Raw genomic sequence first — 17,382 nt, 5'->3', positions numbered from 1 at the left:
TTAGGCACTCTCCTTCCATGCTTCCAGTACGGGTAGAACAATCGTCACGGTTGTGCCGACATCGACTTCACTGCTGACTTGTAACCCAAATGGGGCACCGTATTGCAAAATAATGCGCTCATTCACATTGACAATACCGATGTTGGATCGATTCTCTTGCTGCACACCGAGCATCGCATTCCGTATAATTCTCAGCTGCGCTTCTTCCATTCCGCAACCATTATCCCTGACGGTGAAATAGATCGCCTGCTTATCCTCATAAGAACTGATGATGATCCTGCAATTTTCTTCCTTCATCTCAAAGCCATGCAAAATCGCATTTTCCACAATGGGTTGGAACAATAGCTTGATGACGGGATAGGTCAAATGGACCTCACTGATGTTTAACTCAAGCTGAATATCTTTGGAGAATCGAAAGTTTTGCAGCGCCACATATTTCTCCAAATGATCCAACTCCTTGTGGATGGTCACCTGATCCGTCCCGCGTAGAATGCCATACCGCAGCAGCTCGCCTAGATTATAGGTCATTTCCGAGATCTCATAATCTCGCTTTACTTCAGCCGTCATGCGAATGACTTCCAGCGTGTTATAAATAAAATGGGGGTTAATTTGATGCTGCAGCGACCTCAGTTCGGCCTCCCGTTTGCGATTTTGCGTCTGATAGACTTCTTCCACCAGCTCATTGATTCTTCTAATCATATTATTAAAATGCTTCGCTAGTATGCCAAACTCGTCTGAGTACTTCACCGGAATTTGGACGTCTAAGTTCTCCTTATTAACTTGCTTCATCGTCCTCATCAGTGTCCTAAGCGGCCGTGTCAACGCAATCGCAATAATGGCGGATGTGACTAAAGCAACCGTAATAGAAAGCAGTACAAGAATCATAGTGAAATCCCGCGTTACCCTTGTTTCCTCCGTTAAATGATCCACGGGGATCAGCACGATCTGCTTCCAGCCTGTCACTTCCGAGGTCGTATATGAGGTTAAATACGTCTTTCCTTCCATCGTTAACTTAAAACTTCCCTGTTTCCCGACGGTTTTCTGAACCAGTTCATTACTCGCGACATTCGTTGAAATCCACTTTTGCTCGCTATCATAAATGACCGTATTCTGATCGTCGATGACCATCGTTCGGCCTTTGGTTACCCCATCAAGCTCTTTTACGGCATCAGCGATGACCTGAATGCGGGAATCGAAAATAATCATGCCGATCCCTTCCAGAGAGTTCGTATTCTTCAACTCTCGGGCGATAGAGAAGTAATATTTGTCTGTTTGACCAACCCTTATTTTCTGCGTGGAGATCACGATGGATGAGCCCTGCGCATTACGCACTTGTTGGCGCAATTCCACGGCCTGCTGCCGGATGTTCGCCCGGATCGTATCATTTTTCGTGCTGTCGTACATATTGCCATAGTTATCGAAAATATACACAGACTCCGTATCATTCTTCAGGCTGTTCAGACCCTTCACGAAGTTCTGTAGACGGTTCGTTTCTTCCAACGTTTTCGTCGGATTGGCCAGGGATTCCTGAATATCCTGCATATAAATTTGACTGCCGGTCACTCGCTTAATATCGGATACGTACTGGTCCACTCGCTCCAGAATTTTCCGAGAAATCTGATTCACGTAGAGAGCTGTGTTCTTCTCTATGGATTTGGAATAACTCGAATAGGAGATCATCGAAATTGTAACAATGGGTACCGTGATTAAAATAACAAAAACCGTAATCAACTTTTGCGTCAGTGATAACCTCACAATCCAATGCCATATCTCGCTTAGCACAAGAAGTTCCCCCCAGCTCTTTCACACAAATGTAAGCCCTTTCTTTTCAAAAAATCAAGAAAACCCATGGCTCCTTGTAATGGGCCTTGGGTTACTATTTCGACTCGCGAACGGTGGTGTCCTGCTACCTAACTATTTCACAGAACCATTCGTAATTCCGGAGAAAATGTACCGTTGCAGGAACAAATACAGGACGACCGTCGGAAGCAGAATGATAAGAATTGCCGCACATATCAATTGCCACTCGGCACTATTCGTGCCTGTGAATTTCATTAAGGTGGTCGAAACAACACCAAGCTTCTGCGAAGGCATATACAAATATGGCGTGTACATATCGTTATAAATCGAAATCGTTTTAAGAATAATAACCGTCGAGATGGCTGGTGTAAGCAGCGGTATGATGATGCGATAGAAGATGCCAAATAAAGATAAGCCCTCGATCATGGCGTTCTCATCAAGTTCATAAGGAATGTTCCGAATAAACTGAAGCAAAATGTAGATTTGGACCACATCCGCACCGATGTATAAGAGTACTGGTGCGAAATGCGTGTTGAATAATCCCAACCATTTGATAATGGAGAATATCGCCACCTGCGTCGTGATCGCTGGAATAATCGCTGCCCCGGTGTATAGACCAAGAATGAGGAAGCTGCCTGGAAATTTGAAACGTCCAAGCACATAGGCAACCATCGTCCCCATGACGATATTGCCAATCAAGGATAAGCCAATTACAATCGTCGTGTTCAGGAAGGCCTGCCCGAGATTCCCGCGTTCAAATACAATCAGGAAATTATCAAAATTAAGAAAGGAGTTCGGCAGTGAAAAGACGCTGGACATGCCATATTCCTTACTTCCCTTAAATGCATTTATACACAAGATATATAAAGGGAAAAAGATAATTAGGCTTGCGATGGACAAAAGCGCATATTTCACTGTCGATGTGATCGGTCTTGGTTTCATGGGGTCACTCCTCCTTTCCTCCAACAATTCTACGTTGTGCGGATACTACGACAATGACGACAATCATCAATAGCACACTCATTGCCGAAGCGAGTCCAAAGTTATTATATTGAAACGCGGTCTCCACTGTTTGCTGAACATACGTTTTACTTGCAGCCAAAGGGCCGCCTTTGGTAAGGACGAAGGGGAGGTCAAACACTTCCAGGGCCCCAATCACAGTCAGAAACAGATTAAGCTCGATAATTTTCCTCATACCAGGTAATGTGATGTAGCGAAGCACTTGGAATCTTCGTGCACCGTCTATTTTGGCTGCTTCATAGAGATCTTCCGGCAGCGATTGTAGGGCCCCTAAGTACACAACCATATTGAATCCCATAAACTTCCATGCGCTGATTGAAGCAAGTGATATGTTGACGAGACCAGGCTTACCTAACCAAGAAATAGGATCGAAGCCAAGTAGACTTAGAAAATAGTTTAATGAGCCAGTGTTGGTATCAAATACATAACCGAACATGAACGCTACGGCGACGCCATTCATAATGTAGGGCAAGAATAGCACGGTACGAAACACATTACGACCTTTAAGCTTACTGTTCAAAAGAACCGCGAAGAAAAAGGCTACAACATTTTGCAGAATGCCGCCTACGAAATAAGCAACATTATGGAGGAAGACATAGAAAACCTCTAGATTGCCCATGATTTCTTCATAATTTCGAAACCCAACCCATGTTTTGACCGGTGTCAGACCATCCCATGACGTAAAGCTTAAATAAATGAGCCTCATGGCCGGATAGTAGGTAAATGTCAGCAGCAGCACGAGTGGTACGAGTAGGAAGGATACGATCAATGTGATTTTTTGTTGTTGGTAGCTCATCTCCATACCTCATTGCTCTTTAATTTGAAAAGAGAGGCCGAATGCTTCCCAAGTCTCATTCAGCCCTCTTACGTCTTGTATTATTTGCCGAGCGCTTTCTTCGCTTCCACCCATTTCTTGTTGTATTTATCAAATACCTTGGCGACATCCGTTACCGCAACCTCTTGCGCGATATCGTTGAGATCGATTTGAGCCTTGTTCTGGATCGCCATAGCGTCACTGTTATCTGCAGCGATTTCAACGAAGTTCAGATCTTTCGTAGCTAGGAAGTCAGACAGTTGCATAACTGAGGACTTCTTATCTTTCAATGACGGAATGAAGCCAGCGAAATCATCATAACCGGAATCCTCGATTAACCATTTCACGAACGTTTTTGCTGTTTTGAGGTTTTTGCTGTTTTTGCTGACTGCATAGAAATAATCAGGTGTCATTAGCGTAGTCAGCTTCCCTGAGTTATCGAAAGGCATTGGGAAGAAACCAACGTTCGCGCTTTCTGTGCCATTTTCAATGACTTGTGGGATGACCCAGTTTGGCAATAGATACATCGCCATCTTCCCGGATGCTACATCTTTCTTCGACTGTTCCCAGTTAGAGGAGTTGATATCTTTCTCCACGTAGCCCTTGCTGATCATCGTTTTGAGAATGCCTAAGGACTTAGCGAAAGCCCCATTCGGATCAAAAGCGTTCTCTTGCTTGATGCGATCATTCCAGAAGTTCGGATTGCCGGACATCGCTACTGCAATGTGTTGCCACGTGTAAAGAGGCCATTTATCCTTGTAGTTGGTCGCAAGAGGAACAATTCCCTTCGCTTTCAGCTTCTCGGATGCGGCATAGAATTCATCCAATGTCTTCGGAAGTGCTGTAATACCTGCATCTGCGAAGGCTTTCTTGTTATATACGATCCCTGTTGTGGAACCGCCTGTTACGAGTCCATACGTACCGCCGTTCGCTGTTTTGTAGTCCTTGAAGCGGATCTTATCATTCAGACCGAGATCGTCCAGTGGGGCAAAATAATCAGGAAGCTGTGTATTCGGAATGTTCGGAATCAAAACAACGTCCGGCACTTCCGCCGTTGCCAAGCGTAATTTGATAGCGGCTTCATAATCTTTCAGCGCTTCGAATTCTACGTCCGCATTCGGGAATTTTTTCTTGAACGCTTCACGATATTCTTTCAGCTTCGTATCAATTAAGTCCGTACGGTTCGTTGCGAACACGATTTTACCTTTAATCTCATCATTCGGATTCGCTGCTTTTGGAGCTTCCGTCGCTGCCGCAGCAGTAGCCGCTGCTGTTGCCTTGGCTTCTGGTGTCGGGCTAGCTGTCGTTGTCGTTGCATCCGATCCGCACGCTGCGAGTAAGGTTGCTAATAAACAAATTGATGTCGAGGCTACTAATGTCTTCTTCATCCTATTTCCCCCAATGAACTAGTTTGTGTAGCGCTTACATTTTTATTATAAGTCGCTCATGCCCCGAGTAAAATGGCACGCATTTGTTTTTCCTTGTACTGTATTTCCACTTTTCGGTGGAATTTGGTGAGAATAACCTCAAAATCCAGCATGGAAAAGAGTTGTAATCAGATACGGAACGTCAGGACGTTATTTCTGCCTAAACAGCGATTTTTCAAAAGATGCGGAACGTGAATGCACTATTTGATTCATTTGCATGTAATTTCGCTGAATTTTGGTGAAATAGCGTATCTACGTTCCGTTTCCAGGTTGGAGTCGGACATGCAGCCGACAAATTAGGTAAAATCTAGGGGGGCCGAGGCCCCCCCAGTCACCTACTTTACAATGCCAAGCTTATGCAGCAGGTTATAGAAGACGACAGCTGCTTCAGCGCGTGTTGCAACAGCTTGCGGTCGATAGGATCCGTCAGGATTGCCGCTTAACAAACCTGCGGCTGTTGCTAGACGAATCGATGCCTCTGCCCAGGAAGATATACTAGCAGCGTCTGTGAACGTGAGTGAAGCTGCTGGCTTCACGGTTTGAGATAATTTCGTTAACCCCAGAGCTCTACTGAGCATTACGGCCATTTGCTCTCGTGTGATGGTCGCATTCGGTTGGAAGCTGCGGTCTTCGAAGCCATCTACCAAGCCCAGCTCGCTCGCAGCATAAATCACAGATGCATACCAATCTTGTGCGCCTACATCGGAGAATTTGGCTTGAGAACCTTTCGACGGTAAGATCCCCATCGCTTTCACCAGCATATTGGTAAACTCTGCTCGTGTGACCGCACGATCCGGTGCGAACGTGGTGTCCGTCATGCCATTCAGCAGCAGCTTGGAAGCTAAAGCTTCAATCGCAGACTGGGCCCAATGTGTGAGCGGAACATCAGTGAATTTGGCTTGATGGGTTACAATCGCATACACACTATTTCCATTTCTGCTGATGACAGCTTCTAGCTGCTGGTCATGCTGTTGGAAGGATGCTGGAACGAACATCATTGCGCCTGTTTCTTCGTCAATGACTACGACTGTGGCTTTAGACAGATCGGTAACACCGTTTGCGATGATGCTCCGAGTTATGAACAGAGAGCCAAAATTGTCAATCTCGGTTTGTTGACCACCACTAGTCACGAGTAGGCGGAACGATATCGGAGTACCGATGAGTGTTACCCCTTGCTTTTCGGCTGCTTTGCGAACTTGCTCGGTTTGTTCATTGGATATAGGATTGATCGCAATATGCAAAGCAGCGTCCCCAGTGCCTGTGCCTATCGCTTTAAGAAGCGTAGGATTGGTAAGGATACTGAGTGGAAGCGAATAGGAACCCACCTCGCTTTTCATCGTGAATACGGATTTGGCTAGCGCCTCAGGATTTGCTACGAGTACCCCCGACAACGCTGAACTCGGTATCACGACCTCATCAATATTCGAGGAGCTGTATGTCATTACAAGCGGTGTTCCCTGCTCTTTCTTCATCACAAGCTCTAATGCCTTCTTCAGATCACCTGCTTGGATGATGGCTTGATGTACCTCTCTCCCTTCTTTATCTGTAATGGTTTGGAGCCTGAATGCTTCCTTCGTGAGCTCAATTTGATCGTCCTTCTCAACTACAGTTGGTGCAGGCATGGAAGCATCCGGTGCAGGCCCATTCGAATCATTGACTGGATCTACTGGGTCTACCGGGTCTACTGGGTCTACTGGATCTACCGGGTCTACCGGGTCTACTGGGTCTACTGGATCTACCGGATCTACCGGGTCTACTGGGTCTACTGGATCTACTGGATCTACCGGATCTACCGGGTCTACTGGGTCTACTGGATCTACCGGATCTACCGGATCTACCGGATCTGGCTCCTCCCCTGCCTTATAAACCTTAATCGTATCAAAGTATACAGTTCCTTGGCTTAGCGCGCCGGTTAGTCCTTCATTCACATAAATCGAAAACTCTTTAACCGCGTCAAGATCGATAATATCATCACCATTACTCCAAGATGCTTTCGCAAACTTATCAAATGGCAACGTCAACACACCTGATTTGTCATCATCTAACATAATATTGAATTCCCATGCTGTACCGTTTGACTCTAAGAATTGAATAACCAATCTATTATTGGAGGCATCCTTTTTCAACCATAAACGTATGCCTTCATACTCGCGCCAATCCAAACTACCAAGTTGTTTGTTAACTCCGGCAAAATTAGTTGATTTGAAATCATAGGAATACTTGCCTCCAGCTGGACCAGCTTCCTTATGACCACTAACTGGAGTCAACGTGACCTCTCCACCCCAGACGTTCGTCGTATACACGCCGCCTGAAACGAGTTCACCGCCTCCATAGTAGTCAAAATCATCAATCGTTGGCACTGAATCGATTGCAATGGAGTCGATATAAAGAGTATTCGAACCTGCTTGCCCCGCGCCCTTGTTCACAAAAATCGCATAGGACGCAATCTCAGCACGATTGAGCCTTCCATCCCCCTTCGACCACGTTTGATTTCTGGCGAATCCACCGAAAGGAATTTGAATGACGCCAGCCTCTGTTGAGGTCAAAAGTGTCTGCGCTTCCCAAATATCCCCGTCACTTTCTGTCAATTGGAACGTAAGTCCATGCCCAACTGTATCCGACTTCAGCCAGAAAGATAGCGCATTACCGCCACCCGAAATATTGAGCTTGCCAAGTGTACGTTTTACCCCTGCATAGCCTTTCGCATCAGTCAGTGTATAGCTGAGCTTAAGCCCATGACTCCCTGCTTGCTTCGTATCATTTTCCAGGGATGCTGCTGTCTCATCGCCGCCTGCTTCTTTCACATAATCGGCTCGCACCCCGGCATCTGTTGAATAGAAGTCGAAATTGTCGATCTCACGAAGCGAAGCCGCTTGTATATCGTCTAGATACAGTGTTCCTGCACCATTTCCTATTGAACCTCTATCCACATAAATGGAAAACTCTGAAATGGACGTAAGGTCGAGTTTCCCATCCACGGTCACCGATTGCCATCCCGCCAAATGGAAGGAGCCAAAAGGGATCTTCATCAGGGTACCCTCTATATGGTTGATAAACACTTTGGCTTCCCAATACTCGCCGGTTGCGTCCTTTAATTGATACGTAACACCGCGTCCCGCTTCCCCTGCCTTCATCCATAGCTGCACACCATTGTTGGCTGACCAATCCGCACCACCAATGGACTTGGTTACACCAGCGTATCCTTTGGCAGCAGTCAACTCAAAGTCGAGCTTGAGACCATATGCGCCGTTTTGTTTATTCTCGGCATCGAGTGTTACGGTTATCGGATCCCCATCGGTATTGCGTTTATACTGAGCTCGAAGCTTCGTATTATCAGCACCATAGTCTTCAAAGGTATCTACAACAGGTGATTTATACAATCGGAAATCATCGAAGTATACGGAACGTGTTACATTTGGCGCGCCATCAATATAGATACTAAATGTCGTAATGGACGAAAGGTCTACACGATTATTCCCAACGCCTTTATGCGAGTTTTTCCACCAGTCAGGTACATAAAATTGATTAAAAGGTAATTGAATCAACTGTGGTTCGCTGCCGGATACCCCAACATCTTTTTTCCAGACCTCACCGTTCGTTGCACTTCCTTCGTTAATTTGAATGGAAATGCCTGTGTAGGCTTCGGCAGGCTGAACCCAGAAGGAAATACCGCTGCTGCCAGACCAATCCGTATTCGTCATTTGCTTTTCCATCCCACCCCAGCCTGCACTCAGCGATGAGGTTAATTGCAGGCTGTAATTGCCTTCGGATTTATGGACAGTATCCAAGTTCAACTCAATTGGCGAGCCCGATGTATTGACAGAATAAGCACTTCTCAACATACTATCTGAGCCCGTATAGCCTTCAAAATTTTCGATCACATCACTTTTCACATTCGAAGGAGGTTCAAGCTTCTCTGAGCCTACACCAATTTGGATACGCCCCACTTGCGGATTCCAATATTCAGATGCAAAGTTCACAGGAACAACCGGGAAAACAATCTTCATAAATTTCGTTCCAGCCGGTAAGGTGTACGCTGTGTAAACCATTCGGCTCCAGTACCCCTCGCCCGGCACCTCATCCACACGAACTTGACTTACATTCGTGTAATGTTCACCATCTGGCGATGTCAGGAAGGTGAAATTCGGCAGCCGATACTTACTGGCTTCTTGTCTTGCGAAGCTTGTCATCACAAAATAATTCATATCCCCGGCTGTTTGATACACGAACGATTCCGCATTGTTAGACGTTCTTACTAGTCGTTTCAAATCGCCGCCAAAAAATGCGCCACCATTTTCGAATCCTAGATTAGCCGTGTGGTCCGCCATTTTCAACAGATTATTCATCTCGTCTGTTAGTACCCCGTTGGTAATAGCAACGCTAGAAATAGCTTCTTTGTAGATAAGTTCTTCGCCACTTGTATGGTTGTATACGATTTCAATATCACCCAATTGCGACTCTTCATCACCTTCAGGGAAGGTTACTTTAAAGTACTTTGCTGCCCCGGGTATGCTATCCGTGTGATACACGACTTTGCGCCAATCCCCGCCGCCAGCATCCGCTTGGGATACCTGAAGCTCCGCGTAATTCATTCCATCTGCAGAAATCCAGATCTTAAACTCACTGCTCGGATGACCCGTAGTACGGAACGCAGAAACCTGTAAGGATAACGCTCGCAGCTCCGCTGATTGCGTAGGTGTAGAAGGCAGTGCATACGCAACGAATTGATTCGTTGCATTTGGCTGTAATTTGAGGCGATAATGATCTCCGCCAAACAGCGCTGGATTCAGATCATCCGTCGTGAATTTGAGATCTGTTGAGAATTGATACATTTTGCTATAATCGATCAACTCATCCTGGATGGCATGCTTCGCAATAATTGGACCTATGACAGGAGAGTAAGTCGATTCACCCACGGTATTTCGTGCCTTCGTTCGGTAAAAATACGTTGCCCCCGTAACCGAGGTCATATCGTCAAATAGATCTGATTTGGACGCATCATAGACTTGAGCACCGACAATGTCCCATGGCCCATTCCCGTAGACGGAGCGCTCTACTGTATAGGCTGTTGCACCAGTTGACCCCTTCCATCCGATACGGGAGACTGTATCAATCGGCAGCATGACAGGTGCGTCAGGAAGGGGTAAAGTTGGCTTCGGAATGCCGCGAATCGCATACGCTTTATCCCGTAACAGCCCCAAGACGGATGACTCCTCAAAGACTTGCTCGCCTGCTGGGAATCCTGGCCATTTGTACGCCTCGTAGAACGTACCGCCATAAGTACCTTCCGTATGTCGGAAAAAGCCGCCATCCTCACTGTGATACCGCAAGCTCCAGATCAAAGCACCGCTGGTACCGTTTTCAACAACGTTGTTAAGAAAAGGAGTTAACTCTGTTTTTGGAATAAAGCCGAATTCGCCTACATAGAAGGGCTTTTTCCCTCTCGCTGTATTCCTATCGATGCTAACTTGAGAAGCAAAGCTTGCATAATGATTAGGATAATAATGATTGCTTACGATATCGATAGGTGAGCTTTCTTCTAAAGAACTGGCATCAATGCCGTATTTGCCGTCAATGAGCAAGTGTTTATTATCGATGCTTTTGATGTAAGTTCCAATTTCGGTCGTCCATGCGGAGGTTGGAGGTGTTAATTCATTCCCGGTTTCCCAAGCAAGAATTGCGGGGTCGTCCTTGTATTTCACGTTTGTAAAAGTATTCGTGCGATTCAACACATACGCGATCGTGTCTTTAAAATCCTTCTTAATTTCCGGATCTGTCCAGAAAGCATCCTTACTCTTCCCGCGAAACTTGGCGTACTCGCCAATTCCACCCCACCACTCATATTGATCTACGAAGGGGATGATAAGACGAATGCCGTACTCATTGGCAAGCGCAAGCGCACGATCAAGAGCGACGAAGGCTTCCTCATTGAATTGATTAGGACCTCCCACATGCCTAATCATGCCTGGGTAATCGGTCGCCTTTTTGACAGAAAGGACGTAGGTTCTCGTTGCTGTCGCTCCCATTTGCTGCAAAGCTTTAAATGCATCTCGTTGCTCCCACTCTGTTGGCACCTGCCAATAGCCATCCTCGACCATGGTTAGCGTAGGCACATTCGCCCCAATAAATCGAAATTCGTTTGAACCATCCATCAATTTATCACCAGATCGGGTAATAAAATGGGTCACCACGGAATTTGTTTCCGCTTTCATTATTGGCGTGCCTACAAACCCGCTTAAGAGCATAGACACCACTAGCATGGCTACTACAAGCTTTGCACACATGCTTTTCAAACGCATACGTTCGCCCCCTCGTATCCTACAATTTGTATCATTTTTAATTATAGGAGGGATGATTGGCGGATGAAATGTACTGGCTTGGCATTTTATTGGGCTACATTGTCCTTCTGAAGAATCAGGTTAGTTCGGTAATTGAGCTATCTGCGTTTGTTCCCTGTACATGCGAGGCGTTATGCCGACAACCTTTTTAAATAGGCGATTGAAGTAAGCAGCGTCGGGATAGCCTACGGCTTGCCCTACCTCATAGGTTTTCAATTCCAATTGGTTGAGGAGCAGCTCCTTGGCTTTCGAGACGCGAAGATCGATAATGTATTCCGTAATGGTCATCCCCGTTTCCTTGCGGAATAGAAAGCTAACATAGTTGGCTGTCAAATACACTTGATTCGCCAGCTCTGACAATTCAATCTCGCGATTGTAGGCTTGATCGATGATCTTTTTGACCGTACCTACAACCTTCCGTTCGTAGGCGCCAGGCTCCATCTCCAGATCAGCTAGCATGCTATCCATCCTGTCAAAAATATCATCTAAAACATCTTGCAATGTTGCATGCTCGCATAGCTGTAGTTCAAAATCATTCGAATCCGTATGAGAATCAAACGTCCGATTAGTCGCGTCGGAAATGCGCATGTGCAGTTGATATAATAAATAGCCAAGTACACGGCACAAATCAGCCCAGTGAATCTGGATTCGCTTCGCTCGCCGGTATAAATGTCCTTTTAATTTCGTTAGTTCATCCCGGTCCATCCACTTGGAGGAATTCTGCAACAGGGAATCGATCAGAGAGACCATGACCGTGATTTCTGATCGAGAGTAACTGGGCTCCGCATAAGTGATCAAGCCAATCTTGCCTTCGCGGTGCCAATGCATGCAAATCGCAGAAATCGCTTCAGCGTAGCCTCTCGGCCAATCCTCGATTCGAGAAACTACAGATGAAGCACCTCGTATATTAGCTTCGCCCAACCCCATTACTTGCTCAATTTCATCCATACCGCTAACGCCAAATATAATCATCAGCTCGAGACTAGGTGTAAGCTTGCATGCCCTGCTATCGGGAAACGAAGTGCCATTGGATCGTCCGTGGCTGCTTGTTGAGGCAGCGATATGACTTGCTTTGCTCACCATAAATACACAGGGGATAGTACGCCCTCTATACATGGAGAAGGATTCCCAGAGTAATTCTAGCTGATCTACCTTCATATCGCCTGACAAATAGCTTTTCAACAAAAGATCTGTCGTTTGCTCTCTCCGCAGTCTCTCTTGCAGCGTGTGATCCATTAGTTTCTTTATTACTTGATGAAGCTCTTTCTTATTCACAGGCTTGACTAAATAATCACTAACACCAGACCGCAGTGCATTACGCACGTAATCAAATTGATTGTATCCGCTCAAAATAACGATATTGGTTTCTGGATAATGCAGACGGACATGCTCCGTGAGCTCGAATCCATCCATTCTTGGCATGGAAATATCCGTAATGATGACATCTACAGCTTGTTTGGTCAGAAACTGCACCGCCTCCAATCCATTTTTGAACGAACCTAGTATGCTGATATTAAGTTCCATACTTTCTATCATACTTACCATGCCCATTCGAATGGCCTTCTCATCTTCAACAACAATGATGCGGATCATGTTCATCCCACCCTTGAGGGCATTCCAGAATTTAACTCTGGTCCCATTCATTCTATCATATAGGCAAAAGCCATCATACGGATTTTCCGCATGACGGCTTCAGTTGTGGTCACAAACACTGATGACGCTTAATAAGCCTGGATATCATCGACATAGATCGTGCTGCTGCCTGTTCCGCCTGAACCTTGATTCACGTAAAGGTTAAATTCGGAGATTGAACCCAGATCCTTCGTGCCATTGCCCCCGGAATACCAAGGAGGATGCTGGAAGGCTGTAAACGGCAATTGAATCGTTCCGCTTGTTGTACTAGAGAGCGTATAGGTCGTTTCCCATGGCTCTCCGTTCGGCTCTTTGAACTGTATAGTTAACGTACGGTTCGATCCATCTGGCTTGAGCCACAATTGGATGCCGCTTTTACCTGACCAGTTCTGACTGATCGCATGCACAACCCCTGCAAAGTTAGGCGTTCCCATGGTGTAAGCAAGCTTCAATCCATATGAGCCTTGCGATTTATTCGTGCCGTCTAATGTTGGTGTGATTGCATTGCCATCCGTGTTGCGTACATAAGCTGCAAGCACGCTCGGATTGGATCCGCCATAGCCTTCATAATTATCGATGATGACCGTCGTAGGCGGTGGAGGTGTTGTGCCGTTGCCTAGACTGATGGAATCCACGTAGATCGTGCTGCTGCCATCTGCGCCTGAACCTTTGTTAATATACAAATTGCTTTCTGCAATGGAGCCCAAATCAATGACACCGTTCCCTCCACTATACCAACCTGGGTGCTGGAAGCTTGTGAACGGAATGGACAGCGTCGTAGCTGTTGTACCAGCAAGTGTATAGTACGTTTCCCATAGTTCGCCATTGGTTTCCTTGAACTGGAGCGTTAATGTACGATTCGATCCGTCTGGCTTTACCCACAGATTGAAACTCGTGTTCCCGGTCCAATTCGCATTACCTAACGTGTGCACGGCTCCTGCATAACTGGTCGTTGAATTGACCGTATAGACGATTTTGGCACCATATGCGCCAGCATCCTTCGTCGTAGCCTCTCGAGTTATGGTAAATGTATTTCCGCTTGCATTTTTCACATATGCGGATTGCAGTGCTGCATCTGATGCATAGCTATCGAAATTATCAACGGTCGAAGTTGGTGCTGGGAGTGCTGCCGTAGTAAATGAGATGCCAGCATTGGAGGCATTCGTCGAACCCGTACTGTTAACGGCTGTTACCTTCCAATAGTATGTTTTATTGTTTGTTAGTACATTCGATGGCGTGTAGCTAGTGCTCGTAAGCCCGCTCTCATTGATGACGGGACTTGAATACGACGCATTATCTGCGACGACAATCGTGTAGGTAGCTGCGTTGGTGGCAGTGCCCCAAGTGAATGACGGCGTCACGTTCACGCTGGTTGCGCCACTTGCTGGAGCCGATTGCGTGAAGCTACCAGGTGCTTGCAGCTGCGTACCGGAAATCGCATACACCGTTGAATAAGCGCCTGCTGTACCTGATAGATTATGACCTTTGACCCGGTACCAGGTTGCAGCACCTGCTGTGGAACCTGTATCTGTCCAAGGTGTTTGATTATCGGTAACGCATTGATTACACGCGACAGTCCAAGGTCCACTACTGCCTGCTGTGGAGCGTTCAACGGTGTATTTATCCGAAGGCACGGAACCGCGCCAGCTCAACACATATTTGCCGCCAGAAGTTGTGTTACCGGTAATGAATGGCGCACCAGGAATGCCATGCGCTGGCGCGGTTGTGATGCCTCTCATTTTATAGGCATGATTCCTCATTTGCTGCGCTTGTGTCCGCATAAATGTCGTGTCACCTGGATAGTGGACTGTATAGCCATCCGGATGCTGGACATAGCCATAGTTATCGTTATGGCCAAATAAAGCCCAGTACATGTCACCTGCGATGACACTATCATTCTCGATCGCCGTATGGAAGGCGGCCAATGTGCCGAACTGCTCACTCTTCCAATCATACTCGCCGACGAACATGACTTTACCAGCATTTCTTACTTTATTTGCTTGTGTTTGAAGAACCGGGACGGATAAGCCTTTATCCCCCCACGTATAGAAATGATCAGAATACATATCGATGCTCGAAATGGTCAAATGGGCATCTGCAATGCCGTAGTTCCCATCGGCTACTAAGTGATGTGTATCCTGCTGTTTCAGGTAATCCGCAATCTGCTGTGTCCAGTTTTTTAATTGCGTCGGATTGTCGTACCAGCCCAGCTCATTCCCAGTTTCCCATGCGAGAATCGTCGGATCGTTCTTGTAAGCCACTCCCGTGTACGTGTTCACCCGATTTAACATGACACTCAAATGCTGCTTAAACGCCGTAATAATATTCGCATCACTAAAAAACTCATACCCTGTATAAATGATGCCATCATCCGGGTATCCGTACCATTTGGTCCATGTTTTCTTGCCGCCGTGGTAGTAATTATACATATCAATAACCGGCAGGATGAGTCGAATCCCTTGATCTCCTGCGGCTTTAATGGCATAATCCACCTTCTGCCAGGCTGCTTCATTGTAATTCCCTAATGTCGGCATAATACATTTAGCACAACCAAAAGAGTTCACCAAATGGGACCGAACAACGGTAGCCCCCATTTCTTTGGCGGTGGCGAGCGCATCATCCACTCGGAAGTTCGTTGGGAAATCAATCGTCCCATTCGTTGGCACATTCTCATCCAAGCCTAGCCAGTAAATATTGGCCGAACTGAAACGAAATGGCTGACCGTCAAGCTGCAGCTGATTTCCTGATCGCGTCACATAGCCCGTCACAGCAGCTTCTGCCGCAGGCGGCGTATAGATCATTCCCCACAGCAACAAGAGCGATAAAACCCAAGCCAATATGATCGACCTACTCCTGAAGCTTAATAAACCTGTGTACATCACTATCACCCCAGTCATCTTATTTTGGAAGCACTGTAAGCGCCTACAAAACAAGTATACGCTCTTCAATCTGAGATTGAATTGGACTGAGCATCAAAAACTTGACCTTAAACAGGAATCTACCTGTTAAATGGAAATTATGTAGTTAATCCCCTTATATATGACCATCTCGGCAAAAAAGACTGGAATTAACTGTATGGAATCCATCTATTTGCTGAATAGACGGGATTTATTGAAAATTAACTGTAGAAAATCCAGTTATTCGCGGCGAGATTGGCAAGTACAGCAAGTGAGGCAGAGCAAAAAAAACACCAGACCATGTCGGGTGTCTCACACTGGGTAAACCCAGCCTCGTCTATGACATTCATACTCGTCTAATGCTTCAATCTTCTTCTCGCTTCGAGCTCCTGCTTCAGCGCTTGTTCCACCAACTCGGCCATCATGTCGAATTTCTCAGCAACCGTGTAGGTTAACATGGCCCCGCAGTGCGTACAACGCTGCATTTGGAGCTCTGTTCGTTTGGAACATGATTTGCAAGTAATCATGTGAAGTCTTCCCCTTTTGTTTAGATCAGATAACTCTATTATACACATTTGGGAAGCAACCCACACCTTATCTAGGAACGGAACGTTCTCGGGGAGCCTCCGAATTTCTGTTTGAATGCCCGTTCGAAATGCGTTAACGTATTGAAGCCAGAAGCGAAACATATTTCGGTAATCGGGATATCCGACGCTTGCAGAAGTGATTTGGCAAATTGCAGTCGCAAACCTTGCAAATAGATTTGGAACGAAATACCCGTCATTTTATGAAAGACGAGACTAAAATAATTAGGTGCCAATCCAGCCTGCTTTGCAGCGTCCTCCAAACGAAGTGCTTCACGAAAATGATGATGAATATAAACGAGAGCTCGCTGAAGCGATGGGGGATGTGACGAAGCTTCCTGCGACTCTTTATGAAGTTTGCTTTCATTATATGTACGAAATAAATACAAAAGGATTCGCTCGAAAGCACCTTTGATCAGAATGTGATGTCCAGGCCTCTTCATTGGGACCTCATCACGAATCAATTGAAACTCTGACTCTATAACCTCATGATGAGCCTCGTTCAGGTCAACCATATATTCTGCTACTTGCCCAAACATGAACTCTCGCATCTCCTGATCAAGCAGTTTCTCATCAAAAACTAGATTATACAGCTCCATTGTTTCATCGGGATACGAATAGATTTCATGGAAATCTGCGGGTGTTAACAGAAACAAACTTCCCTTCCTCAGCTCATGCTCAGTTCCATTCACAATATTCATGCCTCTACCTTGAAGTACAAAGCAAAGCTCGTAGAATTCGTGCCAATGTAGTGCATGATGCTCATTGACTTGTTGAAAGTAAATTTGAAAGGAGGAGGCAGGATGAATAAATTGCTCATTCGTTAGTCTCACCGGTTGTTTCTTCATCCCCATCCTCCTCAGTATGAAT

General features: G+C 46.0%; 9 protein-coding genes. All 9 read right to left on the bottom strand.

Annotation, left to right across the window (positions count from 1 at the left end):
• The gene (locus AC58QC_RS24750; protein WP_497417707.1) at positions 1-1,782 is read right to left on the bottom strand and encodes a sensor histidine kinase; all 1,782 of its coding nucleotides are present in this window, start codon (positions 1,780-1,782) and stop codon (positions 1-3) included.
• 132 nt (positions 1,783-1,914) lie between these two features.
• A complete protein-coding gene (locus AC58QC_RS24745; RefSeq protein WP_497417706.1) occupies positions 1,915-2,742 on the bottom strand; it encodes a carbohydrate ABC transporter permease in 828 nt (275 codons plus the stop codon).
• A 4-nt stretch (positions 2,743-2,746) separates the two neighbouring features.
• On the bottom strand, positions 2,747-3,616 hold the full coding sequence (locus AC58QC_RS24740) for a carbohydrate ABC transporter permease (RefSeq protein ID WP_497417705.1): 870 nt from the start codon (positions 3,614-3,616) through the stop codon (positions 2,747-2,749).
• A gap of 80 nt (positions 3,617-3,696) precedes the next feature.
• On the bottom strand, positions 3,697-5,022 hold the full coding sequence (locus AC58QC_RS24735) for an ABC transporter substrate-binding protein (protein ID WP_497417704.1): 1,326 nt from the start codon (positions 5,020-5,022) through the stop codon (positions 3,697-3,699).
• Between the two features lie 374 nt (positions 5,023-5,396).
• Positions 5,397-11,360 (bottom strand): S-layer homology domain-containing protein, encoded by a 5,964-nt coding sequence (locus AC58QC_RS24730; protein ID WP_497417703.1) that lies wholly within the window; start codon positions 11,358-11,360, stop codon positions 5,397-5,399.
• 120 nt (positions 11,361-11,480) lie between these two features.
• Positions 11,481-12,992: a response regulator gene (locus tag AC58QC_RS24725; protein ID WP_497417702.1), complete on the bottom strand. Its 1,512-nt coding sequence runs from the start codon at positions 12,990-12,992 to the stop codon at positions 11,481-11,483.
• A 128-nt stretch (positions 12,993-13,120) separates the two neighbouring features.
• Positions 13,121-15,868, bottom strand: a complete 2,748-nt coding sequence (locus AC58QC_RS24720; RefSeq protein ID WP_497417701.1) for a carbohydrate binding domain-containing protein — start codon at positions 15,866-15,868, stop codon at positions 13,121-13,123.
• A gap of 416 nt (positions 15,869-16,284) precedes the next feature.
• On the bottom strand, positions 16,285-16,455 hold the full coding sequence (locus AC58QC_RS24715) for a hypothetical protein (RefSeq protein ID WP_497243885.1): 171 nt from the start codon (positions 16,453-16,455) through the stop codon (positions 16,285-16,287).
• A gap of 71 nt (positions 16,456-16,526) precedes the next feature.
• A complete protein-coding gene (locus AC58QC_RS24710; protein WP_497417700.1) occupies positions 16,527-17,360 on the bottom strand; it encodes an AraC family transcriptional regulator in 834 nt (277 codons plus the stop codon).
• Positions 17,361-17,382: the final 22 nt, after the last annotated feature.

Source organism: Paenibacillus sp. J22P51 (assembly GCF_059692215.1).
Note: the sequence above shows the minus strand (reverse complement) of the source record. Positions and strands in the feature narration are given on the sequence as shown.